The sequence below is a fragment of the Stutzerimonas urumqiensis genome (assembly GCF_003640395.1).
In the GTDB taxonomy this organism is placed as follows: Bacteria; Pseudomonadota; Gammaproteobacteria; order Pseudomonadales; family Pseudomonadaceae; genus Stutzerimonas; species Stutzerimonas urumqiensis.
In genome coordinates, this window is the sequence record NZ_RBZQ01000006.1 from 252572 (window position 1) to 277384 (window position 24813).

Genomic DNA, 24813 nt, shown 5'->3' on the forward strand with positions numbered 1-24813 from the left:
CGCCGAGTAGTCCCCAGCATGAGCGCCAACATCAGCCTGCATCGCAAATTCGTCTCCCCTGAAATCATCTTTGGCGCCGGGTGCCGGCACAGCGTCGGCAACTACGCCGCCAACTATGGCGCGCGCAAGGTGCTGCTGGTGTCCGATCCAGGGGTGGTGGCGGCCGGCTGGGTGGCCGACGTGCAGGCCAGCCTGGCGGCGCAGGGCATCGAGCATTGCCTGTTCACCGAGGTCTCGCCCAACCCGCGCACCGAAGAGGTGATGCAGGGCGCCGAGCATTACCGCGCGCAGGGCTGCAACGTCATCGTCGCGGTCGGCGGCGGCAGTCCGATGGACTGCGCCAAGGGCATCGGCATCGCGGTTGCGCATGGGCGGCACATCATCGAGTTCGAGGGCGTCGATACGCTGCGGGTGCCCAGTCCGCCATTGATCCTGATTCCCACCACGGCGGGCACCTCGGCGGATGTTTCGCAGTTCGTGATCATCTCCAACCAGGATGAGCGGATGAAGTTCTCGATCGTCAGCAAGGGCGCGGTGCCCGACGTCTCGCTGATCGACCCGGAGACGACCCTGAGCATGGATCCGTTCCTCTCCGCCTGCACCGGCATCGATGCGCTGGTCCATGCCATCGAGGCGTTCGTATCGACCGGCCACGGCCCGCTGACCGATCCCCATGCGCTGGAGGCGATGCGGCTGATCAACGGCAACCTGACCGCGATGATCGCCACGCCGGGCGACATCGCGCTGCGCGAGAAAATCATGCTCGGCAGCATGCAGGCCGGGCTGGCGTTCTCCAACGCCATTCTCGGCGCAGTGCATGCGATGTCGCATAGCCTCGGCGGGTTTCTCGACCTGCCGCACGGGCTGTGCAACGCGGTGCTGGTCGAGCACGTGGTGGCCTTCAACTACAGCGCGGCGCCCGAGCGCTTCAAGGTGGTGGCCGAGACGCTGGGCATCGACACGCGCGGCCTGACGCACACGCAGGTGCGGGCGCGGCTGGTCGATCACCTGATCGCCTTCAAGCAGGCCGTTGGTTTCAACGAGACGCTGGCACTGCATGGCGTCGGTATCTCGGACATTCCGATGCTGTCCGAGCACGCCATGCAGGACCCGTGCATCCTCACCAACCCTCGCGAATCGACTCAACGGGACGTCGAGGTCGTCTATGCCGAGGCCCTCTGACGACCCTCGCCAGGCACTGACCGACCTGCTCGGCCTCGGCAGTCACTCGGTCCGCAAGAGCCATTACCCCGAGCTGATCAGCCGGCTCGAAGAACTCGAGGCCGAGCGTAATCGCTACAAGTGGCTGTTCGAGCATGCGGTGCATGGCATCTTCCAGGCGAGCCTGCAGGAAGGCGTGCGCGCCGCCAATCCGGCGCTGGCGCGGATGCTCGGCTATGCCAGCCCCGAGGATGCGCTCTGGTCGCTGACCGACCTGGCGGCGCATCTGTTCGTCGGCGGAGAGGCCGAGCTGCAGCTCATCCGCCAGGCGCTTCAGGCGCACCGCGCGCTGCTCGGCTACGAGACCCGGCTGCGCCGGCGCGACGGGCGGGAAATCCACGTGATGATGAACCTCTTGCTCAAGCCGGACGAAGACGGGCTGGTCGAGGGGTTCGTCGCCGACATCACCGAGCGCAAGCAGGCCCAGCTGCGTTTGGTGCAATTGAACGAGCAACTCGAACATCGCGTGGCCGAGCGCACCCACGAATTGCGAACGATGAACCGACACCTCTCCGAGGAGATCGACGTGCGCATGCGCGCCGAGCGTGCGCTGCGCGAGGCCCGCGACGCGGCGCAGGCGGCCAACCTGAGCAAGGACAAGTACCTGGCCGCGGCGAGCCATGACCTCTTGCAACCGCTCAATGCCGCACGGCTGCTGATCTCCACGCTGCGAGAACGCCACCTGCCGGCTGCCGAGCAGACGCTGGTCGAGCGGGCGCACCAGGCGCTCGAAGGTGCCGAAGACCTGCTGACCGACCTGCTGGACATTTCCAAGCTCGACCAGAGCGCGATCAAGCCGGACATCGATGTCTATCGCCTGGACGAGCTGTTCGCACCGCTGGTGTCGGAATTCCAGACGGTCGCCGAGGCTGCCGGGCTGACGCTGCGCGCGCGCATCCCGGCCGTGGCGGTGAGCACCGACTTTCGCCTGCTGACGCGCATCCTGCGCAATTTCCTCAGCAACGCCTGTCGCTACACCGATCGCGGCGCGGTGCTATTGGCGGCGCGACGGCGGGGCGACCAGCTGCGCCTGGAGGTGTGGGACACCGGGCGCGGCATTCCGACCGACCAGATCGGCGCCATCTTCCTGGAGTTCAACCAGCTTGGCCGGCAACGCGCTGAGGAGCGCAAGGGCGTGGGGCTCGGGCTGGCGATCGTCGACCGGATCGCCAGCATGCTGGGCTATCGGGTGCAGGTGCGCTCTCGGGTAGGGCGGGGTTCGGTGTTCAGCATCGATGTGCCGCTCGCCGTCGAGGCTCCGGTGCGCGCGGCGGCTCGCAGCGTTCCGACGCGAATCGGCGACCCGCTGCCGGGACGGCGGCTGCTGGTGATCGACAATGAACGGCGCATCCTCGACAGCATGGCGGCGCTGCTCGAACAGTGGGGGTGCGAGGTCCTGCTCGCCACCGACCAGGCCGGTGCGATGCAGGCCGTGGGCGACCTGCCGCCGGACCTGGTGCTGGCGGACTATCACCTCGACGAAGGCGCCACGGGCTGGGACACGGCGCTGGCGCTGCGCGCGCGCTTCGGCGCCTCGTTGCCGGTGGTGATGATCACCGCCGATCGCAGCGACCAGTGTCGCCAGGCCTTGCAGGGCGCAGGCGTGCCCGTGCTCAACAAGCCGGTGAAGGCCGGCAAGCTGCGTTCGGTCCTGAGCCATCTGCTGGCGGAACGCGCCTAGCGCGTTCCCTGCTGACGAGCGTTATCGCGCAAACACTGGCAGCGAAGATCCCAAGGTGTCGAGCGGCCCTCGTGGCATGGCGTGGGCATGCCGGCTGGATAGGAACCTTTCGCACGGTGATCCCGACCACATCGAGCGTCACCGATACCGCCCAGAATGCACGCCCCATGCACAAGGATGTCGACAATGGCCAAGCCCGCCGCTCGCCTTACCGATTTGAATGCCTGCCCCAAAACCGGACACGGCACTAACGCCACCACCAGTGGCTCTCCCAATGTGCTGATCAATGGCTTGCCCGCTTTGAGGGTCGGAGACAGTACGGGCTGTGGAGATGCGGTTGCCGAGGGTATCGGCAGCATCTTGGTGAACGGCCAGCCCATCGCCTTTCTGGGCAGCGCCACGGCCCACGGCGGAATCATCATCACAGGCTCCGGTGACGTCATGGTCGGAACTCAATCGGGTAGCGCACCCTTTACCGCACCTGAAGTTCTACCCAGACATAGCGAGCAGTACCAGCTGATCGACAGCAACACCGGTCAGCCCGTCGAGGACGCGCTTTATTGCGTGGAATGTGCCGATGGTCAGCGTTTCGTGGGGTACACCAATGCTTATGGCAATACCGAGCGAGTGTTCACTCAAGACCCCCAGGCCGTGATCGTCCGCTGGGGACGGGACGCGGCCAAATACCTCAAGCAAAAGGGCATTAGCTTCTAAGGACAGATGCAATGACAGCACCGCACACAGGAATGACAGGCACGCAACACGCCATTCAACAAATCCCTATTACCCTGCAGAGAGACTTCATCACCGTAGTCGGCGCATCGCATATGACGATGATGGAGAGGCTGCGGGGTCAAAAGGGCAACAAGATGCGCTTCATCAATCAGGGCATCCGGCAGATTCGCCTCTACCCGGAAGCGAGCGCGGACGACAGCACCCAACGCATCTTCCTGATATTCACCGAGGACTATGAACGCCGCCTGCTCGATGCCGTGAAGGATGTGGTCGAAACACGTTACGGCGCCAAATACAGGGAGCTCGATTCGATCGCCCATCTTCTCGACTTCATCAACTTACGCATCAGCAAAAAACGAGAGATAAAGCAGCTCGATCTGTTTGCCCATGGGTTGGTTGGAACCATCGAGTTTGGATACGAGTTAGCCAAGGCCGATAGCTACCGCATGCGCGACGCCCAGGCACTGATGCTCAAGGCGGAAGCGTTCGACCTGAGGGGCAAGATCCATTCCTATGCTTGCCGGACCGGCCTCGGCATCGATGCCGATGTATACGTGAGTGAAGGGGAAAACCCGCTCTACGAACAGAGCTTGGCGCAGCTTATAGCCAACGCCGCGCAAACCCCGGTCTGGGCGTTCCCGCGGCGCAGCAATTACGATCAGACCTATGGCAATGCCGATGACCGTGCCGGGCTAACCACCGCCCGCAATAAGATCAACGCGGATGCACACGCCATGAAGGCATACAGGCGCCAGCTCAGCGACTATCTCGGACGGTTAAACGCTCACCGAAAGGCGAGCAACGACACCGACGCTGAACCTCCTGGCGAATCTAAGCCACGGCCTCCTCGCAAACAGTCGCGACGAATACGAGCAGTCCATAGGGTACCCGCTGGACGCCGAGGGTGCGGTTCGCCCCGTTCGAGCCGGGGAATCGCCGACTGGGGGGCCGGCTACGTTGCTGGAATTCAAGCCGCTATGAAATCCAGGATAACGACGTTTCTATGGTGCGCCGCAATCGCCATCAATCTAATCGTTGGACCTGATCTCAATGCCAAGGAGGGCGAGATGCCTAAGAAAGTAATGATGTACTACGGTGGCTTTGATAATGAAGCGATGTTCGATGCGAGCCAGTGGTTTGCTCGCGGCATGTACAAAACGCGGAACATCGAGGCCGACGGAGGCGCCAGCAATGTCACCATGTTGCGTAGCCAGCCCAAGCCGTTTACCCGCGGGCAGCTAAGCGAACTTCCATATGCCGCAGCCGAGGCGTTCGATGGCAGCTATTTCGAAAACATAGATACCGAGGCGTTCATACTTAACCCTCCGAAGCTTGCCCACCGCATCCGCTACGCCTACAGCGCGTTCGCCGAACCAAACAAGCCGGAAGACTATTACTACCTCTATCTGGAACTAGCCGGTAGACGTTTCGCGATCACCTTTTCTCGCGACGCTCAAACGGGTGAAAACCTCACCGGTAAGGCCGTCAAGGAAATCGTTGGTGATTACGCCTCGCAAGCCGAGCACCGTAAAGCCTTTGTCGAAATAGACGAATTCGAGCGTAAAGCACGCTGATCGCCACAGTGCCGCGTCGATCCGGCGGCAGCGAGTCTTCATATGAGAAAACGTCTATACGCCTTACTCGCTGCCGGCGCGCTACTGCCGCTGACGGCGCTGGCAGTCTATGCCGCCGTTACCCGAGTAGACCCCAACCCCCAGCATGCCGTAGGCGAGCAACTCGACGAGCTGAACGGCGTAGCCATTTACTACAACGGTGGGGTCAACAGCGTGCAAGGTCGTAACCTGACTCGAGACGGTTACAACCTGGGTCTTCGTTATCAGTGTGTCGAGTTCGTCAAACGCTACTACTTCGAACGTCACGGGCACCGCATGCCAGACACCTACGGGCATGCCAAAGACTTCTTCGACCCGACCCTCAGCGATGGCGGCCTGAATGCCAAGCGAGCCATGTGGCAGTTCGCCAACGGCGGCACCATGTCGCCGAAGGCGGATGACCTGCTGGTCTTCGCCCCCTCACTGCGCAACCGCTACGGGCACGTTGCAATCATTGCCAGTGTCGGCCGCGACACACTGCAGATCGCTCAACAAAACCCAGGTCCCTTTGGCAGCTCCAGGGAAACCCTGGCGCTAAGCTCTCGTGAGGGCCGCTGGTATCTCGGTGATGGCCAGGTACTGGGCTGGCTCCGGCTTCCATCGCCGAGTGATGCCATTAGCGATGGCCAATGATCCGAGGCAACGAAACTCGAGACAACGAAAAAGCCCCACCCGGCAGGCCGGGTGGGGCTTTTCGCATGGCGGGGCGTCAGGCGCAGACGGCGGTCATTTCCTTGTGGGTGTCGATCAATACCTGCACCACGCCAGGATCGGCGAGTGTCGAGATATCGCCGAGGGCGTCGTACTCGGCCGTGGCGATCTTGCGCAGGATGCGGCGCATGATCTTGCCCGAGCGGGTCTTCGGCAGGCCCGGCGCCCACTGGATGACGTCCGGCACGGCGATCGGGCCGATCTCGCGGCGAATCCATTGCTTGAGTTCCTGCCGCAGCTGCTCGGAGGGCGCCTCGCCGGCATTGAGCGTCACGTAGACGTAGATGCCCTGGCCCTTGATGTCATGCGGCACCCCGACCACCGCCGCTTCGGCGACCTTGGCGTGGGCGACCATCGCGCTCTCGATCTCGGCGGTGCCCATGCGGTGGCCGGAGACGTTCAGGACGTCGTCGACGCGGCCGGTGATCCAGTAGTAGCCATCCTCGTCGCGGCGTGCGCCGTCGCCGGTGAAGTACATGCCCTTGAAGGTACGGAAATAGGTGTCGACGAAGCGATCATGGTCGCCGTACAGGCTGCGTGCCTGACCCGGCCAGGAGTCGATGATCACCAGGTTGCCCTCGGCGGGTCCTTCGATGAGGTTGCCGAGGTTGTCGACCAGCGCTGGCTGTACGCCGAAGAACGGACGCGTGGCCGAGCCTGGCTTGAGCGCCGTGGCGCCCGGCAGCGGGCTGATCAGGATGCCGCCGGTTTCGGTCTGCCACCAGGTATCGACGATCGGGCAGCGCTCCTGGCCGATGGTCTTGTGGTACCAGTCCCAGGCTTCGGGGTTGATCGGCTCGCCGACCGAACCCAGCAGGCGCAGCGAGGCGAGGCTGGTGCCCTGCACGCAGGCATTGCCCTGCGCCATCATGGCGCGGATGGCGGTCGGCGCGGTGTAGAGGATGTTGACCTTGTGCTTGTCCACCACCTGCGCCATGCGGGTGACGTCCGGGTAGTTGGGGATGCCTTCGAAGAGCAGGGTGGTGGCGCCGTTGGCCAGCGGGCCGTAGACGATGTAGCTGTGGCCCGTCACCCAGCCGACGTCGGCCGTGCACCAGTAGATCTCGCCCGGCTTGTAGTCGAACACGCGCTCGTGGGTCATCGAGGCGTAAACCAGATAGCCACCGGTGGTGTGCAGTACGCCCTTGGGCTTGCCGGTCGAACCGGAGGTGTAAAGGATGAACAGCGGCTCCTCGGCGCCCATCTCCTTGGGGGCGCAGACGCTGCCGGCGACCTGCATCAGATCCTCGTACCAGATGTCGCGATGCGAGTGCCACTTGATGTGCCCGCCGGTGCGCTTGACCACGATGATCTTCTGCACGCTGCAGGTTTCCGGGTTGGTCAGGGCCTCGTCGACGTTCTCCTTGAGCGGGGTTTTCTTGCCGCCGCGCAAGCCCTCGTCGGCGGTGATGACCACCTTCGACTTGCAATCGATGATGCGGCCGGCCAGCGCCTCGGGCGAGAAGCCGCCGAAGACCACCGAATGGATCGCGCCGATCCGGGCGCAGGCGAGCATGGCGACCACGGCTTCGGGAATCATCGGCATGTAGATGGTGACCACGTCGCCGCGGTGCACGTCCTGGCCGCGCAGCGCGTTGGCGAACTTGCTGACTTCCTCGTGCAGCTCGCGGTAGGTGATCTCCCGATGCTCGGACGGGTCGTCGCCTTCCCAGATGATCGCCACCTGGTCGCCACGCTCCTCGAGGTGACGGTCCAGGCAGTTGTAAGACACGTTGAGGGTGCCGTCGGCGAACCACTTGATGTCGACGTGGTGATCGTCGAAGGAGGTCTGCTTGACCTTGGTGAACGGCTTCATCCAGTCGATGCGTCGCGCCTGCTCGCGCCAGAAGCCATCCGGGTTGACCACCGATTGCTGGTACAGCGCCTTGTAGGTGGCCTCGTCGGTCAGCGTCTGTGCGACGACCTCGGGACGGACAGGGTAAAGGGAAGCGGTCATGGATATCCTCGGCCTGGCGGCATTGTGTTCTTGTCCTCACTTTGTACGGCGAGGCGCCAGTTCCGGGCTATACAACGATGGTGGAGTGCGGCTAAGACCAAGGTCGAATCGCGCGCCGGGCGGCACGGCGATCGAAGCGTCATGTCGTCAGACAACTTTTGCTACCATACGCGGCATTTGAAACTCAACGTCGGATCAATATGGAAAACGCAAGCACTGCACCCCGTGTCCGCCGCAAGCATCGCAGCCTGGCCCAGGAACTGGTCACCGAGCTGTCACAGCAGATCCGCGATGGCGTGATCAAGCGCGGCGAAAAGCTGCCGACGGAGTCGGCGATCATGGAAGCGCAAGGCGTCAGCCGAACGGTAGTGCGCGAAGCCATCTCACGCCTGCAGGCGTCGGGGCTGGTCGAGACGCGCCACGGCATCGGCACCTTCGTGCTCGACGTGCCCAGCAGCACCGGCTTGCGGATCGATCCGGCGACCATCGTCACCTTGCGCGACGTGCTGGCGATCCTCGAGTTGCGCATCAGCCTGGAGGTCGAGTCCGCCGGTCTCGCCGCGCAGCGACGCACGCCGGAGCAACTGAAGGCGATGCGCGAGTTCCTCGACGCGCTGAACGACAGCATGATCCACGCGAGCGATGCCGTCGGCTCGGACTTCCAGTTCCACCTGCAGATCGCGCAGGCCACCGAGAATCGCTATTTCAGCGACATCATGAATCACCTGGGCACCGCCATCATTCCGCGCACGCGGGTGAATTCGGCCCGCCTGGCCCATGACGACCAGTCGCACTACAACGCCCGCCTGATGCGCGAGCACGAGGAAATCTACGACGCCATCGCCCGGCAGGACCCGGACGCGGCGCGCGCGGCGATGCGCCTGCACCTGACCAACAGTCGCGAGCGGCTGCGTCAGGCGCATGAGGAGGCGGAGTCGGGGCAGGCCTGAAGTCTCGCATGACCCAAAAAAACGCCCGCTGGATGCGGGCGTTTTGCTGTGCGCGTTCCGCGGCGTCAGTCCTTCTTGTAGCTGAGCAGCACGATCCCGGCGATCACGATCAGGCCGCCGAAGATCTGCCCCATCGCCAGCATCTGGTCGAGCACGATCCAGCCCATGATGAGCGTCGCGACCGGCTCGATGTTCATCACCGGTGCGTTGCGCGGCATGTCCAGTCGCGGCACCGAGACGAACAGCAGCGTAAAGCCGGTGCAATAGAGCACCACCAGCGTGGCGAGCGCCGTCCAGCCCGTGCTGCTGGCGGGCAGGTCCAGCCCGCCGGGCAGGACGCCGCTGAAGCCGGCGATCGCACTGGTGGAAAACACGATCGACATGGTCAGCATGCTGCGCACCGAGCCACGCAGGGTCGACAGCTTGTGATCGGTGATCCAGAGCGCCACCGCGAACACGGTCGCCGCCGTGAAGGCCAGCGCGATGCCCAGAATCCACTCCGGTTGCATGCGCTCGCCGGAACTCAGGCGACCGGGCACGTCGAGCACGAACACCAGCCCGACGAGGATCACCCCCATGAGTATGGCCCGGCGCGCGGTCGGCTTCGGGCCGCCGAGGCCCCAGGTGAGCAGCACCAGCAGGATCGGGAACACATTGGCTACCAGCAGCGCGATCGCTACCGGCACCCGTGCCACGGCCGAATACAGGCAGATGCTCTGCGTCGCGATCAGCAAGCCCAGTACCAGCTGCCAGCGCCAGGCACCCGGCGGCAGGCGGATGGGCTGGCGCTGCCACCACACCAGCATCCCCAGCGCCAGCAGCGTACCCCCCGAACGCATGAGGATCGCCAGCAGGACACCCGCGCCGTCATCGAAGGCGACGCGGGCGGCCACATGGTTGCCGGCGAAGGCGCATCCAAGGCAGAGCAACGTCGCGATCGCGATGTGGCGGGGGAGGGGAGCGGGGTTATCGGTAGCAGTCATGTCGCAACTCACTCGGGGGTGGATGGAATACCAGGTTCGAAGGGAAAAAAGAAACGGCTCCCACCGATTGCTCGGGGGAGCCGCGGTTTCGTGTAGCTAATGTGTGCCTGTCAGAGCACCACGCTCGGCAGCCACAGGGAGATGGCCGGAATGTAGGTGACCGCCATCAGTACGGCGAACAGTGCCAGGTAGAACGGCAGCAGCGCCTTGACCGTGTTTTCGATCGTGACCTTGCCGATGGCCGCGCCGACGAACAGTACCGCACCGACCGGCGGGGTGATCAGGCCGATACCCAGGTTGACCAGCATGATCATGCCGAAATGCACCGGGTCGACACCGATGTCAGTGATCACCGGCATCAGGATCGGCGTGAGGATGAGGATCAGCGGGGCCATGTCCATCAGCGTGCCGAGCGCCAGTAGCATGAAGTTGATGCACATCAGCACGACGTAGCGGTTGTCCGAGATGGTCAGCAGCGCCGTGGTGATCTTCGAGGGAATCTGCATCAGCGTCATGATGTAGCCGAACGCCGAGGCGAAGGCGATCAGGATCATCACGATCGACAGGGTGCGCACGGTGCGGTGCATCAGCTTGGGCAGCTCGCTCCACTTGTAGTCCCGGTAGATGAACATCGTGACGAAGAACGCCCAGACCACGGCGATCGAAGCCGATTCGGTCGCGGTGAACACGCCGGAGAGGATGCCGCCGAGGATGATGACCATCGTCATCAGGCCCCACAGCGCCTCGACGCAGATCTTCAGCGCCTGGCGCAGCGGAATGGTTTCGCCCTTGGGGTAGTTGCGCTTCTTGGCGAAGAACAGGCACATGCCCATCATGACGGCGCTGAGCAACAGGCCCGGGCCGATACCGGCCACGAACAGCGCGGCGATGGAGATGGTCCCGCCCGCGGCGAGCGAGTAAAGCACCGAGTTATGGCTAGGCGGGGTGAGCAGCGCCTGCACCGAGCCGCTGACCGTCACGGCGGTCGAAAACTCGCGCGGGTAGCCCTTTTTCTCCATTTCGAGGATCAACACGGAGCCGACGGAGGCGGTGTCGGCCAGTGACGAGCCCGAGATGGCACCGAAGAAGGCCGACGCCATGATGTTCACCAGCGACAGCCCGCCGCGAACGAAGCCGACCAGCACGCCGGCGAAAGCCACCAGGCGGCGAGCCATGCCACCTTCGGCCATGATCGCGCCGGCCAGCACGAAGAAGGGAATGGCCAGCAGCGAGAATTTGTTGATGCCGCCAGCGACCTGGATCATCACCGCGCCGAACGGGATGTCGATCCACCAGGCGCCGATCAGTGCCGACAGGCCCAGTGCATAGGCGACCGGCATGCGGAAGGTGATGAGCAGCGCGAAACTGCCGAGCAGAATGAGCGCGTCCATTTACACGGCCTCCTTGCTTTCTTCGAGGGCTTCGTAATCGACCGCCCGGCGTTTGCTCTGGTCACCCAGGAACAGGCGTTCGAGGATGAAAATCAGGGTCAGGAAGCCACCAATCGGGATCGGCGAGTAGGTGATGCCTACGCGCAAGGTGGGAAGGGTGCTCATGTACTGGTTCCAGGTGGTGATGCACAGCTTGGTGCCCCAGATAGTCATGAACAGGCAGACGATCACCATGACGATCTGCACGAAGAGAGCGATTGCTCCTTGCCAGGACTGCGGCAGGCGTTCGGCAACCATGTCCATCGCCATGTGTGCGCCGGCACGGTAGCTTGCTGCGGCGCCAACGAAGGTGAACAGCACCATCAGCAGGATGGCGACGGGTTCCGGCCATCCCGAGCCGCTTTCGAGGACGTAGCGGGCGAACACGCCCCAGGGGATGATCAGGGACATCAGGGCGACGGAAAGCCCGGCGACCCAGATGCAGGTTGTGTAGATCACGTCATTGACGCGCAGGATCGTGTTTTTCATGACTTCACCACGAGCGCGGCGGCCGAAGCCGCCGCGTATTTTTGAGTGACCGAGGTTACTCGACCGCTTCGATACGCTTGATCAGGTCGGCGAATTCGGCGCCGTACTTCTCGCGAACCGGAGCGGTGGCTTCATAGAAGGGCTGCTTGTCCACTTCGATGAATTCCACGCCAGCTTCCTTGAGCTTGGCGACGCTTTCCTCGGTTTTCTTGTCCCACAGCTGGCGCTCTTCCATCTGCGCTTCCTTGGCGTACTTCATGACGATGTCCTGCTGCTCGGGGGTGAGCTTGTTCCAGGTCGTCTTGGAAATCACGATCGGCTCGGGAAGGATCAGGTGGCCGGTGAGGGTGTAGTTCTTGGCCTCACGGTAGTGGTTGTGCTCGAGCATGGTCGGCGGGTTGTTTTCCGCGCCGTCGATCACGCCGGTCTGCAGGGCGCTGTAGATCTCGCCGGTAGCCATCGCCACGCCCTGTGCGCCCATGGCGTTGAGGGTGTCGATGAACAGCGGGTTGCCGATCACGCGGATCTTCATGCCCTTGAGGTCTTCGATGCTGCGCACAGGCTCCTTGGTGTAGAGGTTGCGCACGCCACCGTCCATCCAGGCCAGGCCGACCATGTTGAAATCGGAGTTGGTGATCTTGTCGAGGATCTCCTGGCCGATCGGGCCGTCGATGACCTTGCGCATGTGCTCGTGGTCGCGGAACACGAACGGCATGTTGAAGGCGTTGACCTCGGGGATGACCGGGCCGAGCGTGCCGAGGCTGACGCGGGTCATCTGCACCGCGCCGAGCTGGACCTGCTCTACCACTTCCTTCTCGGAGCCCAGCACGCCGCCGGAGAACATGCGGAACTTCAGTTCACCGTCGGTGGCTTCTTCGATCTTCTCGCCCATGTGCTCCTGAGCCACCACGGTCGGGTAGCCTGCCGGGTGCACTTCGGCGATCTTCAGGGTCATTTCGGCGTTCGCCGCGCCAGCGAAGGTGAAGGCGAACGGGAGCGCTGCGAGAAGCAACTTGCGTTTGAAATTCATGTGAATCTCCGTTTTGTTGTTGTTGGGTTGCCGCGTTGCGAACGGGCGACCCCCGAGGGGCATCACCCGGTGTTGTGCTCGATTATCCGAAGAGCGGTTCCTCCAGCCCGGTGACGCCGGGGTTCAGGGCGAAGACGCCGCCGGCCAGCGGCTGGTCGGTCAGATCGCCGCCAGGCCGGATGGAGGTGACGAACAGGGTGTCCAGGTTGGCGCCGCCGAAGGCGCACATGGTCGGTTTCTTCACCGGTACGGGCAGCGAGCGGTCAAGGCGGCCATCCGGGGTGAAGCGGTGTACCAGGCCTTCGTCGTTGCCGCAGATCCAGTAGCAACCTTCGGCATCCACCGCCGCGCCATCGGGACGGCCCGGGTACGCGTTCATGTCGATGAACAGGCGGCGGTTGCTCGGCATGCCGTCGTCGAGGTCGTAATCGAACGCCCAGATCTTCTGCACGCTCGGGTGCGAATCGGAGAGGTACATCGTGCGGCCATCGGGGCTGAAGCCCAGGCCGTTGGCCACGATGAAGTCGTTCAGGACCGGCTTGACCGCACCCTCGGTCGCGCCATCGAAGCGATACAGCGAACCGACGCTGGCGCCCGCCGCCATGTCCAGCAGCATGGTGCCGGCCCAGAAACGGCCCTGGCGATCGCAGCGCCCATCGTTGAAGCGCATTGCCGCCCGCGGATGGTCCACCGAGGCCAGCCGGGTCGCGGCCAGGGTGCCGTCGGCCTGCGGCATCACCTCGAAGACGCCGCTTTCCATGCCGGCGATCCAGCGATTCTCACCACCGGCGCGCCGTGCGATGCAGGCGATCATTTCGTCGCCGGTCCAGCGCGTGACTTCGGCGGTAGTCGCATCCCAGCGCAGCAGCTGGCGGGCGGGGATATCGACCCAGTAGAGGGCCTGCTCGCTGCTCACCCAGACCGGGCATTCTCCGGTGGCGTTGCGCGCGTCGACGATGAGTTCTGCTTGGGTTGCCATTGCGTCTCTCTTTTTCTTGTTCGCGGGCGAGGGTGTCGCAGTGGGTCAGTCGAACGGGCCTGCTGCGCAGAAGGCGCCGCCCTGATAGATCGCGTTCGGATCATCGGCAGGGACAGGGGGCTGGGCTTCGACTTTTTCGCGGAACGGCTCGGAGCTGCCTTGCGGTTTGAAGCCCAGGTGAGCGGCGAGGCGGTTATCCCACCAGATGTCGCGGTTGTCCGACATGCCGTAGACGACCGTGTGGCCCACGTTCGGGGTGAACAGGCTGCGGCCGATCAGGTCGGTGAGGTCTTCGTAGGTGAGGAAGGTGCTCATCATCCGGCGGTTGGCCGGCTCCGGGAAGGAAGAGCCGATGCGGATGCTCACGGTCTCGATGCCGTAGCGGTCGTAATAGAAGGTCGCCATGTCTTCGCCGTAGGACTTGGACAGGCCGTAGTAGCTGTCCGGACGGCGTGGTGCGTGGGCGTCGATCGTTTCGGTCTGCTTGTAGAAGCCGATGACGTGGTTGGAACTGGCGAAGATGATGCGCTTGATGCCATGACGGCGGGCGGCTTCATAGATGTGGAAGACGCCCTTGATGTTCGCTTCGAGGATTTCCTCGAACGGGCGCTCGACCGAGACGCCGCCGAAGTGGCAGATGGCATCGACGCCTTCGCAGAGCGCATGGACGGCCGCCTTGTCGCTCAGGTCGCAGGGCACCACTTCTTCGTGGGGACCTTCGGCCGGCGCCATCGGCGAGATGTCGGAAAGGCGAATGATGTTGGCGAAGGGGCGCAGACGCTCTCTAAGGACTTTCCCCAGGCCACCGGCGGCGCCGGTGAGAAGCAGGCGGTTGTAGGGCGTGCTGGTCGGATTCGTCATGGTCTGGCCTTTGTCGTTGTTTTTGCTGTCATCGGTTGTCAGATGACTTGCGCCGATTATTTTGCAGCCTGCCCTTCTTTGTCAACCCGCTGTCATGGCGAAACAGTAGCGACCGGTCGATCCTCGCCGACCCCTTCGCTGGGCGGCCAACCGCTCAAGCACGCTCGTTTGATGATCGATGCGACGCATCTGATCCCTCGAACTGCCACCAACGTAGAAGCTGGCATGCCGGGGCGCCATTGAACCAATGTCGCAGACGCGGGCTATCGCCCGGCTCGAAGCCCGTCTGATGGTTGTACGATGACGGTGGAGCCCGAAATAGAGCGGGGCAACGGCGGAGAGGGAAAGGGAAGGGGGCGAGAGGCAAGCGCCCCCGCAGGGGCGCTTGGAGAAGGGTCAGGCCTGGGCCAGTTCCGTCGAGGCATTCTTGCGAGCACGCAGGCTGCCGACCACGTGCCAGGCGACAGACAGCACCGCCAGCAGCAGGAAGGCGCCGGAGATGGGGTTCGTCAGGAAGCCCACGAAGTTGCCGTCCGACAGCATCAGACCGCGCCGCAGGTTCGTCTCGGCCATCGGCCCCAGGATGAAGCCGATGATGAAGGGCGCCGGCGGAATGCCGCCCTTGACGAAGCCGTAGCCGATCAGACCGAACAGCAGAATGGTCCAGACATCGAACACCCGGCTCGACAACCCGAAGGCGCCCACCACGCACAGCACCAGGATGATCGGCAGCAGGATGTGCTTCGGCACGGCCAGCAGCTTGATGAAGATGCGCAGCCCGTAGAACTCCAGCAACAGCATCAGCACGGCCGATACGATCAGCGCCACGAAGATGGTGTAGACCAGCGCGCCCTGGCTGATGAAGAGCATCGGGCCGGGCTGGATGCCGTGGATCATGAAGCCGCCGAGCAGGATCGCCGTCACCGCGTCGCCTGGAATGCCGAGGGTCAGCAGCGGAATCATCGCCCCGCCGATGCCGGCGTTGTTGGCGGTTTCGCTGGCGACCACGCCGTCGAGCACGCCGGTGCCGAACTTCTCGGGGTACTTCGAGCGCTTCTTGGCGACGATGTAGGACACGATGTTGGAGGTACCCGCACCGATGCCGGGCAGGATGCCGATACCGATGCCGATCAGCGCCGAACGGGTGGCATTCGGAATCTGGCCGAAGAACTCCTTCATCGAGAATCCGAACCCCTTGATCGACTTCATGCTGACGCTGCCGATCGCGGCATTCTTGCCGCTGCGTACGCTCTCGGCGACTTTGATCACCTCGGAGATGGCGAAGATGCCGATCAGCACCACCAGCATGTCGAAGCCGCTGTTGAGGTTCGGCTCGTCGAAGGTGAAGCGGCGGATCGCATCGACCGGCGCGATGCCGACCGTGGCAAAGGCGAAACCGAGCGTGCCTGCGAACAACCCCTTGACCATCGAGCCGGTCGACAGCGTTGCGATCAGCGTGAGCGAGAACACCGCGATGGCGAAGTATTCATGCGGGCCGAAGCGCAGCGCGACCTTGGCCAGCAGCGGGGCGATGGTCATCAGCGCGATGATGCTGGCGATCGTCCCGAGGAAGGAAAACACCACGCCGGCGCCGAGGGCCTTCACGCCTTCGCCTTTTTCCATCATCGGGCCGCCGTCGAAGGTCGTCGCGACCGAGGACGGCGTGCCGGGGATTTTCAGCAGAATGGCCGAGATCAGCGCGCCGGAGGTGGCACCGACGAACAGGGCCACCAGCAGCGAAAGACCCGCTGCCGGGCCGAGCGCGTAGGTCAGCGGAAGGCACAGGGCGATGGCCATCACGGCCGTCAGGCCCGGTACCGCGCCGAAGACGATGCCCACGGCCACGCCGAGCACGATGAGGATCATGATCTGCACCGACATCACAGCGTCGACGCCCGTTAAAAAGAGTTCCCACATGATCCGGTCCTCAGAAGTTGAACAACGGCCCGGAGGGCAGCATCAGGTCGAAGCCGTAGCGGAAGGCTACGTAGATGGTGGCCGAGCTGATGATCGCGATAGCCACGTACGCCAGGTGGTTGGTCTTGTGTCCGGTTGGGGTCAGCACAAGGAACTGCACGTAGAGGTACAGCGCAGTCATGATCGGAAAGCCGACGAGGTTGAGCAGGCCGGCATAGATCACGATCAGGCCGAGCGTCTTGGCGACGGTGCCGTAGTCGCTGGCACCGGCGGCCTTCTCGGCTTCGGCTTCGATCTTTTCCTCGGTGGTCAGCGGGCCGACGTCGGGTTGCCGGCTGGCAAGCAGTTGCAGGACGCCGAGCAGGCAGATCGTGCCGGCGAGGATGTACGGGACGAAGGCCGAATCGATCAGGCCCTTGTCGGGTAGTTGCATGGTCATCGCGAGGTAGATCAGACCGATGGCGAGCATGGCGATGCCGATCGCCAGCTCCTTCATGCGGATGGTCTTCATGGCGGGCTCCCGGTGGGTGAAGCGGGGGAAGCCGGCGACCCGAGGCCGCCGGTGGCGGGGCTTACTGCTGGCGCAGCAGGTCGCGGTACTGCATGTAGTCGGTGCGGGTTTCCTTCAGCAGGCCCGGTGCGACGTCATGTCCGTAGAAGGTGACCGGCTGCTTGAAGCCCTTTTCCAGCTCCTTGGCGTAGGCCGGGGTCTCGGTGATCTGCTTCATGATGTCGGACATCTTCTGCACGATCGCCGGATCGGTGCCCTTGGGGAAGGCGATGATGTAGGGCTTGTCCATGACGAAGTCGAGGCCCTGTTCCTTGAAGGTCTTGATGTCGCCAAGCAGCGGGTTCCGCTCCTCGTTCGGCTGGGCAAGGATGTGCATGTCGCCCGTCTCGACGTAGTCCTGCACCGCGCCGTAGGTGATGGCGGCGACGTCGATCCGCCCGCCGAGCAGCGCGGTGATCTTCTCGGCCGCGCTGCCGGCGTCGACGATCTTGAGGTCCACGTCGGCCATGTCTTCGAAGATCAGCCCTTGCAGGTGGGAGAACCCGCCCAGCTCGGTGCCATAGATCACGTCGTCGGGGCTTTCCTTGGCCTTCTTGATCAGCTCGTCGAGCGTTTCGATGCCCGATGCCTTGCTGGTGACGAAGACCGCACCCTTGTCGACGGCCGCGATGCAGCAGATGTCCAGCGCATCGTAGCTGTAGTCGATCAGGCCGGAGACTTCGTTCACCAGCAGGTGTCCGGTGTGGCCGAACAGTATGGTGGTGCCGTCGGGCTCGGCATTCTTCACCTGGGCGAGGGCAACGGTGCCGCCGCCGCCATTCATGTTGGTGATCACCATGTTCTCTCCAGTGATGTCGGAGAAGTACTTGGCCATGGTGCGGGCGTTGAAATCGGTGTCACCGCCGGCACCGGCGGGCACTATCACCTGGACGGTGCGGCTGGGCCACTCGGTTTCGGCGGCGTGGGCGATGCCGGCGGTCAGCGCGATGCAGGCCGAGGCGATGGCGGTGCGAAGGGTTTTTTTCATTATTGTGTCCTCTTTGACGGGGTTCGCTTTAGCGCGAGGTGCGCCCAAGGCTGGGCTGCTTGGGGTCGTACTTCCAACCGGGAACCAGGTACTGCATGGCCATCGCGTCGTCGCGCGCGCCGGTGGCGACCTTCTTGTAGAGCTCGTGCGCGGCCATGATCCGGTCCATGTCCGGTTCGATGCCCAGGCCCGGCTTCTGGGGAACGGCGACTTCGCCACCGACGATTTGCAGTGGTTCGCGGGTCAGTCGCTCCTGGCCTTCCTGCCAGATCCAGTGGGTATCGATGGCCGTGATGCGCCCGGGCGCCGCGGCGGCGGCGTGGGTGAACATCGCCAGCGATACGTCGAAGTGGTTGTTGGAGTGCGAGCCCCAGGTCAGGCCGAAGTGCTCGCACAGCTGCGCCAGCCGCACCGAGCCCTGCATGGTCCAGAAATGCGGGTCGGCGAGCGGGATGTCGACCGCGTCGAGGCGCACCGAGTGGCCCATCTGGCGCCAGTCGGTGGCGACCATGTTGGTCGCGGTCGGGATGCCCGTGGCGCGCTTGAACTCGGCCATGATCTCGCGACCGGAATAGCCGTTCTCGGGGCCGCAGGGATCTTCGGCGTAGGACAGGATGTGGCCCTGTCCCTTGCAGAGGGCGATGGCTTCGTCGAGCGACCAGGCCCCGTTGGGGTCGAGCGTGACGCGCGCATCCGGGAAGCGTGCCTTGATGCCGGCGATCGCCTGCATCTCCTCGCTGCCGCGCATCACGCCGCCCTTGAGCTTGAAGTCGTTGAAGCCATAACGCGCGGCGGCCGCTTCGGCGAGGCGGACGATGGCTTCGGGCGTGACCGCTTCCTGATGGCGCAGGTGATACCAGTCGTCACCGGTGCTGGCGAGGTAGGGCAGGTCGGTGCGGGTGCGGTCGCCAATGTAGAAGAGGTAGGCGAGCATCGGCACGCGATCGCGCTGCTGGCCCGCGCCGAGCAACTCGGCGACCGGCACCTGGAGATGCTGGCCCAGCAGGTCGATCAGGGCGGCTTCCACCGCTGTGATCACATTGTCCAGCCGCAGGTTGATCTCGTGCGGCTGCTTGAGTACCTCCGCTTCGGCGTCGGAGGTCACCTGATGGCTGGTCGTCTGCGGACCGCTGACGTTACCGGCGATGGCCGAACGCAGGCTGTTCAGGGTGCGGTTGTACAAACCGATCGGTTGTCCGATCACTAGTCCCTTGGTGCGCTCCAGCGCCTGCCGGATGCCTTCGCCGCCCGGTACTTCACCCATGCCGGTGCGGCCGGCGCTGTCGGTGAGCAGCACGAGATTGCGGGTGAAGTAGGGAGCATGCGCGCCACACAGGTTGAGCAGCATGCTGTCATAACCTGCAACAGGTATGACCTGCATCTCCCGTACGGTAGGGGTCGCTGTCATCGGTTCAGCCATTACCAGTTAACTCCGGTGTTGTGATTGTTGAGGAGGGACGGCTCGGTTGCCCGCGCGGCGCGAGAAGCGATCGCCAGCCTGCGAGGGCTTGCGCGCCGTGGTGCGCGGGCATTGGAAGCGAAAGGTGAAGACGGCGAGGGTGCTTGAAGCGCGCCGGCAAGAGGCGCGTCGGAATCATGCGTTTGAGCGGGGCGGTGTCGAGGCATGGCCGTGGACTCGCTTTCTTATTGTTGGATCGTTGTCGTAAGTTGTCATACGAGTTGAGGGATTTTTTAGCAGCCGTACTTCCGGGCTGTCAAACAAAAAAGCCGCCGTATTTTCAGGGGGCCATCGCTGTGCATGAAACCTGTCATACCGAACCGAACGAAGCTTTCAGCAGGCTTTCAATGCCTGGTGTGCAGGACCGTCGAGGGGCAGAAAAAAGAGTTGGCGTTATGGTAGTTGTACGATAACGTATCTCACAGGCTGAAGCCTCGCTCCCTCATCACCCTCGTTAAACAGGATGTTCGAATAATGAACCCACAAGAACTGAAGGCCATCCTCTCGTCTGGTCTGCTGTCGTTCCCGCTGACCGACTTCGACCAGAACGGCGATTTCAATCGCGATGGCTACGTCCAGCGCCTCGAGTGGCTCGCTCCCTATGGCGCCTCGGCGCTGTTCGCCGCCGGCGGCACGGGCGAGTTCTTCTCGCTTGCCCCGGATGAGTACCCGCAGATCATCAAGACTGCGGTCGACACCTGCGCCAACAGCGTGCCGATCCTGGCAGGCGTGGGCGGCCCGACCCGTCAGGCCATCCAGTACGCGCAGGAAGCCGAGCGCCTGGGCGCCAAGGGCCTGCTGCTGCTGCCGCACTACCTCACCGAAGCGAGCCAGGATGGCGTCGCGGCGCATGTCGAGCAGGTGTGCAAGTCGGTCAAGATCGGCGTCGTGGTCTACAACCGCAACGTCTGCCGCCTGACCGCCACTCACCTCGAACAACTGGCCGAGCGCTGCCCGAACCTGATCGGCTACAAGGACGGACTGGGCGACATCGAGCTGATGGTGTCGATCCGTCGCCGACTGGGCGATCGTCTGAGCTACCTCGGCGGCCTGCCGACCGCGGAAGTCTATGCCGCGGCCTACAAGGCGCTGGGCGTGCCGGTGTACTCGTCGGCGGTGTTCAACTTCATCCCCAAGACGGCGATGGACTTCTACCACGCCGTCGCCCGCGACGATCACGAGACCGTCGGCAAGCTGATCGACGATTTCTTCCTGCCGTACCTGGACATCCGCAATCGCTGCAAGGGCTACGCCGTCAGCATCGTCAAGGCGGGCGCGAAGATCGCCGGCTACGACGCAGGCCCGGTGCGTGCGCCGCTCACCGAGCTGCGCCCCGACGAGTACGAACGCCTGGCCGCGCTGATCGCCAAGCAGGGCGCGCAGTAAGCGACCCATGCGCGCCGACGGTTGCGTCGGCGCGCCATCCGCCGTGGTGTAGCGACCGGCGGTATTCCCGAGGACTTTTCGCATGGCTGACGTAACGCGTTACGACAACTTCATCGACGGCCAGTGGGTCGCCTCGAACCGCTACGAACCGAACATCAACCCATCCGACCTGTCGGATGTCATCGGCGACTACGCACAGGCCGACGCCGGCCAGGTTCAGGCGGCGATCGACGCGGCGCGCCGGGCCTTTCCCGCGTGGTCGACCTTCGGCATCCAGGCGCGCGCCGACGCGCTCGAACAGGTCGGGCTGGAAATCCTCGCCCGTCGCGACGAGCTCGGCACACTGCTGGCGCGGGAGGAGGGCAAGACCCTGCCCGAAGCCATCGCCGAAGTCGTTCGCGCTGGCAACATCTTCAAGTTCTTCGCCGGCGAGTGCCTGCGCCAGGCCGGCGAAACGCTGCCCTCGGTGCGCCCCGGCGTGAGCGTCGAGATCACCCGCGAGCCGCTGGGCGTGGTCGGCCTGATCACCCCGTGGAACTTCCCGATCGCCATCCCGGCCTGGAAGATCGCCCCGGCGCTGGCCTACGGCAATTGCGTGGTCATCAAGCCGGCCGAGCTGGTGCCGGGCTGCGTCTGGGCCATCGCCGAAATCATTTCCCGGGCGGGTTTCCCGGCCGGTGTGTTCAACCTCGTCATGGGCCACGGAAAGGAAGTGGGCGAGGCCATCGTCGGCTCACGCCAGGTCGATGCGGTCAGCTTCACCGGCTCGGTCGGCGTGGGGCGTGGCATCGCCCAGGCCTGTGTCGCGCGCGGCACCAAGGTCCAGCTCGAAATGGGCGGCAAGAACCCGCAGATCGTGCTGGACGATGCCGATCTGGACGTCGCCGTCGAGCTCTGCACGCAGAGTGCCTTCTACTCCACCGGCCAGCGCTGCACGGCGTCCAGCCGCATCATCGTCACCGACGGCATCTACGACCGCTTCGTCGCGGCGATGACGGCGCGCGTCGGCAGGATCAAGGTCGGCTCGGCGCTGGCGCCTGGGGTCGACGTCGGTCCGGTGGTGTCCGCCGCGCAGCTGGAACAGGACCTGCGCTACATCGCGCTCGGCAAGCAGGAGGGCGCACGCCTGGCCTGCGGGGGCGAGCGCGCCAGCGGTGCGACCGAAGGCTATTACCTGGCACCGACGCTGTTCGTCGACAGCACCGCGGACATGCGCATCAGCCGCGAGGAAATCTTCGGACCGGTCGCCAACGTCGTCCGGGTACGGGATTACGAAGCGGCCCTGGCGATGGCCAACGACACGGAATTCGGCCTTTCCGCCGGTATCTGCACCACCTCGCTGAAATACGCCAACCACTTCAAGCGACATGCGCAGGCCGGCATGGTGATGGTCAACCTGCCGACCGCGGGGGTCGATTACCACGTACCGTTCGGCGGGCGCAAAGGCTCGTCCTACGGGCCGCGCGAGCAGGGTCGCTACGCGCAGGAGTTCTACACGACGGTGAAGACCACCTACATCGGTTGAGTCGATGGGCAAACCGGTCGCAAGGCTTTTTGTGGCGCGACTTGGTCGTGAATGGGTTGAAGCGATCGCGAGCAAGCTCGCTCCTACAGGGTGGGGCGGTGACGGGTCGGGTCGATTGCATGGGTAAACGCGGTCACAGTGCTTTTTGTAGGAGCGACCTTGGTCGCGAATGGGTTGAAGCGATCGCGAGCAAGCTCGCTCCTACAGGGTGGGTCGGTGACAGGTCGGGGCGATTGCATGGGCTGGCGCCGAGCGCTGGGCAAGCGTGGTCCCAATGCTTTTTTGTAGGAGCGATCTTGGTCGCGAATGGGCGGCAAGGGCTCGCGAACAGGCTCCCGCCTGAGTATCCGTAAGCCGTGCGGGCTCTAGCCCCGCCGGTGCAAACAACAACATGCCGGGCCAACCGGAGAGCGAAATGAGTGAAACCGTGCAGTTGATTCATCACCAGGATTCCCCGCGTTGCATCCGCCTGAACGAGGCCGACAACGTGGCCGTGGTCGTCAATGACGGCGGCGTACCGACCGGTGCGCAGTTCGCAGACGGGCTCGTGACGGTCGAAGCCGTGCCGCAGAGCCACAAGGTCGCGCTGGTCGACATCCCCGCGGGCGAGCCGGTGCGCCGCTACGGGCAGATCATCGGCTATGCCCTGGAGCCGCTGCGCCGTGGCAGTTGGGTCAAGGAAACCCAACTGAAGATGCCGAGCGCGCCGCCGCTCGAAAGCCTGCCGCGCGCCACCGCCGTGCCGGAAAAGCTCGAGCCGCTCGAGGGCTTCACGTTCGAGGGCTACCGCAACGCTGACGGTACCGTCGGCACGCGCAACATCCTCGGCATCAGCACCACCGTGCAGTGCGTCACCGGCGTGCTCGAGCATGCCGTGGCGCGCATCCGCAAGGAGCTGCTGCCCAAGTACCCGAACGTCGACGACGTCGTGGCGCTGACCCACAGCTATGGCTGCGGCGTGGCGATCAACGCCCGTGACGCCTATATCCCGATCCGCACCGTGCGCAACCTGGCGCGCAACCCGAACCTGGGCGGTGAGGCGCTGGTCATCAGCCTCGGCTGCGAAAAATTGCAGGCCGAGCAAGTGATGCACGAGGGCGACCCGTCGGTCGACCTGCGCGACCCCTGGCTGTATCGCCTGCAGGAATCGAACACCGGCTTCGGCGAGATGATCGAGCAGATCATGGCGCTGGCCGAAACGCGCCTGAAGAAGCTCGACGGGCGCCGCCGCGAAACCGTGCCGGCCGCCGAGCTGGTGCTCGGCATGCAATGCGGCGGCAGCGATGCCTTCTCCGGCATCACCGCCAATCCGGCGCTCGGTTACGCGGCCGACCTGCTGGTGCGCGCCGGGGCCACCGTGATGTTCTCCGAGAACACTGAAGTGCGTGATGCGGTGTACATGCTCACCGCGCGGGCCGAGACGCCTGACGTCGCCGAGGCGCTGATCGCCGAGATGGACTGGTACGACCAATACCTGGAGCGCGGTGCCGCCGATCGCAGTGCCAACACCACGCCCGGCAACAAGAAGGGCGGCCTGTCGAACATCGTCGAGAAGTCGCTGGGCTCGATCGTCAAATCCGGCAGCGGCGCCATCAACGGTGTGGTCGGTCCGGGTGAGCGGGTCGATCGCAAGGGCCTGATCTTCTGCGCCACGCCGGCCAGCGACTTCGTCTGCGGCACGCTGCAACTGGCCGCCGGCATGAACCTGCATGTCTTCACCACCGGCCGCGGCACGCCCTATGGCCTGGCGATGGCGCCGGTGGTCAAGGTCGCGACCCGCACCGAACTCGCGCAGCGCTGGCCGGACCTGATCGATATCGACGCCGGGCGCATCGCCAGCGGCCGCTCGACCATCGAAGAGCTCGGCTGGGAGCTGTTCCACTACTACCTGGACGTCGCCAGCGGTCGGAAGAAGACCTGGGCCGAGCAGCACAAGCTGCACAACGACCTGGTGCTGTTCAACCCGGCGCCCATCACCTGATCGATGCGGCCCCGCGTCGCCAGGCGTAGCAACAGCGCTGCGCCTGCAACGGATACGGCGTTCGCCCTCGGCGCGCACCGTATGCGCATCCTGGCCAGAAGCCGGGGTGCGGTTACCTCTCCGAACCCGCGCAGCCCGGCGGACGGCACGCCACAAGCGTACCGACCTGCCGGGTGCCGACCGGCGAACGGGCGTGCCCGTTCGTGCGGTCGACCGCTTGGGGCCTGTTCAGGGCTTGGCATGGTGCGCCGGTCCGTTGAGGCAGGACAGATAGACGTGCAGCGTCTTGCCGGCAATGCCGTGGTGCGATGGCATCAGCCTGTCGCTAAGCCGTGCGTCCTGAACGTCGCTTGAAGCAGGCAGTCGA

20 protein-coding genes are annotated in these 24813 nt (G+C 64.2%); 9 read left to right on the plus strand and 11 right to left on the minus strand.

Annotated elements, in window-relative coordinates:
* Positions 1-18: 18 nt before the first annotated feature.
* From ercA to D7325_RS13810, 5 genes are all read left to right on the plus strand, one after another.
* On the plus strand, positions 19-1182 hold the full coding sequence (gene ercA, locus D7325_RS13790) for an alcohol dehydrogenase-like regulatory protein ErcA (RefSeq protein WP_120996528.1): 1164 nt from the start codon (positions 19-21) through the stop codon (positions 1180-1182).
* Positions 1166-2902: a PAS domain-containing hybrid sensor histidine kinase/response regulator gene (locus tag D7325_RS13795; RefSeq protein ID WP_120996530.1), complete on the plus strand. Its 1737-nt coding sequence runs from the start codon at positions 1166-1168 to the stop codon at positions 2900-2902. The genes ercA and D7325_RS13795 overlap by 17 nt, the downstream gene beginning before the upstream one ends.
* A gap of 186 nt (positions 2903-3088) precedes the next feature.
* Entirely contained in the window at positions 3089-3616 is a 528-nt protein-coding gene (locus tag D7325_RS13800) for a PAAR domain-containing protein (RefSeq protein WP_120996532.1), read from the plus strand.
* Positions 3617-3627: 11 nt separating this feature from the next.
* Entirely contained in the window at positions 3628-5211 is a 1584-nt protein-coding gene (locus D7325_RS13805; RefSeq protein WP_162988054.1) for a hypothetical protein, read from the plus strand.
* Between the two features lie 42 nt (positions 5212-5253).
* Positions 5254-5883 carry a CHAP domain-containing protein gene (locus tag D7325_RS13810; RefSeq protein WP_120996536.1) on the plus strand — a complete coding sequence of 210 codons (630 nt, stop codon included), beginning with the start codon at positions 5254-5256 and terminating at the stop codon, positions 5881-5883.
* 76 nt (positions 5884-5959) lie between these two features.
* Here the strand turns inward: D7325_RS13810 and acs are convergent, their stop codons facing one another.
* Positions 5960-7918, minus strand: a complete 1959-nt coding sequence (acs, locus tag D7325_RS13815) for an acetate--CoA ligase (RefSeq protein ID WP_120996538.1) — start codon at positions 7916-7918, stop codon at positions 5960-5962.
* 200 nt (positions 7919-8118) lie between these two features.
* Between acs and D7325_RS13820 the strand changes: the two genes are divergently transcribed.
* On the plus strand, positions 8119-8868 hold the full coding sequence (locus D7325_RS13820) for a FadR/GntR family transcriptional regulator (protein WP_120996540.1): 750 nt from the start codon (positions 8119-8121) through the stop codon (positions 8866-8868).
* 65 nt (positions 8869-8933) lie between these two features.
* Here the strand turns inward: D7325_RS13820 and D7325_RS13825 are convergent, their stop codons facing one another.
* The 10 genes from D7325_RS13825 to D7325_RS13870 all read right to left on the minus strand — a co-directional run bounded on the left by D7325_RS13825 (position 8934) and on the right by D7325_RS13870 (position 19515).
* Entirely contained in the window at positions 8934-9851 is a 918-nt protein-coding gene (locus D7325_RS13825) for an EamA family transporter (protein WP_120996543.1), read from the minus strand.
* A 110-nt stretch (positions 9852-9961) separates the two neighbouring features.
* Entirely contained in the window at positions 9962-11242 is a 1281-nt protein-coding gene (locus tag D7325_RS13830) for a TRAP transporter large permease (RefSeq protein ID WP_120996545.1), read from the minus strand.
* Complete coding sequence (locus D7325_RS13835) at positions 11243-11770, minus strand: TRAP transporter small permease (protein ID WP_120996547.1); 528 nt, start codon at positions 11768-11770, stop codon at positions 11243-11245.
* Between the two features lie 55 nt (positions 11771-11825).
* Complete coding sequence (locus D7325_RS13840) at positions 11826-12800, minus strand: TRAP transporter substrate-binding protein (protein ID WP_120996549.1); 975 nt, start codon at positions 12798-12800, stop codon at positions 11826-11828.
* 82 nt (positions 12801-12882) lie between these two features.
* Complete coding sequence (locus tag D7325_RS13845) at positions 12883-13779, minus strand: SMP-30/gluconolactonase/LRE family protein (protein WP_120996551.1); 897 nt, start codon at positions 13777-13779, stop codon at positions 12883-12885.
* Between the two features lie 45 nt (positions 13780-13824).
* Positions 13825-14640, minus strand: a complete 816-nt coding sequence (locus D7325_RS13850; protein ID WP_120996553.1) for an NAD-dependent epimerase/dehydratase family protein — start codon at positions 14638-14640, stop codon at positions 13825-13827.
* 396 nt (positions 14641-15036) lie between these two features.
* Positions 15037-16557, minus strand: coding sequence for a tripartite tricarboxylate transporter permease (locus D7325_RS13855; protein ID WP_120996555.1), 1521 nt, complete (start codon positions 16555-16557; stop codon positions 15037-15039).
* 10 nt (positions 16558-16567) lie between these two features.
* Positions 16568-17068 carry a tripartite tricarboxylate transporter TctB family protein gene (locus D7325_RS13860; RefSeq protein ID WP_120996557.1) on the minus strand — a complete coding sequence of 167 codons (501 nt, stop codon included), beginning with the start codon at positions 17066-17068 and terminating at the stop codon, positions 16568-16570.
* Between the two features lie 61 nt (positions 17069-17129).
* Positions 17130-18095: a Bug family tripartite tricarboxylate transporter substrate binding protein gene (locus tag D7325_RS13865; RefSeq protein WP_120996559.1), complete on the minus strand. Its 966-nt coding sequence runs from the start codon at positions 18093-18095 to the stop codon at positions 17130-17132.
* A 28-nt stretch (positions 18096-18123) separates the two neighbouring features.
* Positions 18124-19515 carry an enolase C-terminal domain-like protein gene (locus D7325_RS13870; protein WP_120996561.1) on the minus strand — a complete coding sequence of 464 codons (1392 nt, stop codon included), beginning with the start codon at positions 19513-19515 and terminating at the stop codon, positions 18124-18126.
* Positions 19516-20028: 513 nt separating this feature from the next.
* Between D7325_RS13870 and kdgD the strand changes: the two genes are divergently transcribed.
* The 3 genes from kdgD to garD all read left to right on the plus strand — a co-directional run bounded on the left by kdgD (position 20029) and on the right by garD (position 24446).
* Positions 20029-20940, plus strand: a complete 912-nt coding sequence (gene kdgD / locus D7325_RS13875; RefSeq protein ID WP_120996563.1) for a 5-dehydro-4-deoxyglucarate dehydratase — start codon at positions 20029-20031, stop codon at positions 20938-20940.
* 82 nt (positions 20941-21022) lie between these two features.
* A complete protein-coding gene (locus D7325_RS13880) occupies positions 21023-22465 on the plus strand; it encodes an aldehyde dehydrogenase family protein (RefSeq protein WP_120996565.1) in 1443 nt (480 codons plus the stop codon).
* A 427-nt stretch (positions 22466-22892) separates the two neighbouring features.
* Positions 22893-24446 carry a galactarate dehydratase gene (gene garD / locus D7325_RS13885; protein WP_120996642.1) on the plus strand — a complete coding sequence of 518 codons (1554 nt, stop codon included), beginning with the start codon at positions 22893-22895 and terminating at the stop codon, positions 24444-24446.
* The last annotated feature ends 367 nt before the right edge of the window (positions 24447-24813 follow it).

Excerpts from the sequence above, each read along its gene's own strand:
- D7325_RS13795 (WP_120996530.1), top strand. The coding sequence starts at position 1,166 with ATGCCGAGGCCCTCTGACGACCCTCGCCAGGCACTGACCGACCTGCTC.
- D7325_RS13840 (WP_120996549.1), bottom strand. The coding sequence starts at position 12,800 with ATGAATTTCAAACGCAAGTTGCTTCTCGCAGCGCTCCCGTTCGCCTTC.
- ercA (WP_120996528.1), top strand. The coding sequence starts at position 19 with ATGAGCGCCAACATCAGCCTGCATCGCAAATTCGTCTCCCCTGAAATC.
- D7325_RS13805 (WP_162988054.1), top strand. The coding sequence starts at position 3,628 with ATGACAGCACCGCACACAGGAATGACAGGCACGCAACACGCCATTCAA.
- D7325_RS13810 (WP_120996536.1), top strand. The coding sequence starts at position 5,254 with ATGAGAAAACGTCTATACGCCTTACTCGCTGCCGGCGCGCTACTGCCG.
- kdgD (WP_120996563.1), top strand. The coding sequence starts at position 20,029 with ATGAACCCACAAGAACTGAAGGCCATCCTCTCGTCTGGTCTGCTGTCG.
- D7325_RS13855 (WP_120996555.1), bottom strand. The coding sequence starts at position 16,557 with ATGTGGGAACTCTTTTTAACGGGCGTCGACGCTGTGATGTCGGTGCAG.
- D7325_RS13800 (WP_120996532.1), top strand. The coding sequence starts at position 3,089 with ATGGCCAAGCCCGCCGCTCGCCTTACCGATTTGAATGCCTGCCCCAAA.
- D7325_RS13860 (WP_120996557.1), bottom strand. The coding sequence starts at position 17,068 with ATGAAGACCATCCGCATGAAGGAGCTGGCGATCGGCATCGCCATGCTC.
- D7325_RS13880 (WP_120996565.1), top strand. The coding sequence starts at position 21,023 with ATGGCTGACGTAACGCGTTACGACAACTTCATCGACGGCCAGTGGGTC.
- D7325_RS13820 (WP_120996540.1), top strand. The coding sequence starts at position 8,119 with ATGGAAAACGCAAGCACTGCACCCCGTGTCCGCCGCAAGCATCGCAGC.
- D7325_RS13850 (WP_120996553.1), bottom strand. The coding sequence starts at position 14,640 with ATGACGAATCCGACCAGCACGCCCTACAACCGCCTGCTTCTCACCGGC.
- D7325_RS13845 (WP_120996551.1), bottom strand. The coding sequence starts at position 13,779 with ATGGCAACCCAAGCAGAACTCATCGTCGACGCGCGCAACGCCACCGGA.
- D7325_RS13865 (WP_120996559.1), bottom strand. The coding sequence starts at position 18,095 with ATGAAAAAAACCCTTCGCACCGCCATCGCCTCGGCCTGCATCGCGCTG.
- D7325_RS13870 (WP_120996561.1), bottom strand. The coding sequence starts at position 19,515 with ATGGCTGAACCGATGACAGCGACCCCTACCGTACGGGAGATGCAGGTC.
- D7325_RS13830 (WP_120996545.1), bottom strand. The coding sequence starts at position 11,242 with ATGGACGCGCTCATTCTGCTCGGCAGTTTCGCGCTGCTCATCACCTTC.
- acs (WP_120996538.1), bottom strand. The coding sequence starts at position 7,918 with ATGACCGCTTCCCTTTACCCTGTCCGTCCCGAGGTCGTCGCACAGACG.
- D7325_RS13835 (WP_120996547.1), bottom strand. The coding sequence starts at position 11,770 with ATGAAAAACACGATCCTGCGCGTCAATGACGTGATCTACACAACCTGC.
- D7325_RS13825 (WP_120996543.1), bottom strand. The coding sequence starts at position 9,851 with ATGACTGCTACCGATAACCCCGCTCCCCTCCCCCGCCACATCGCGATC.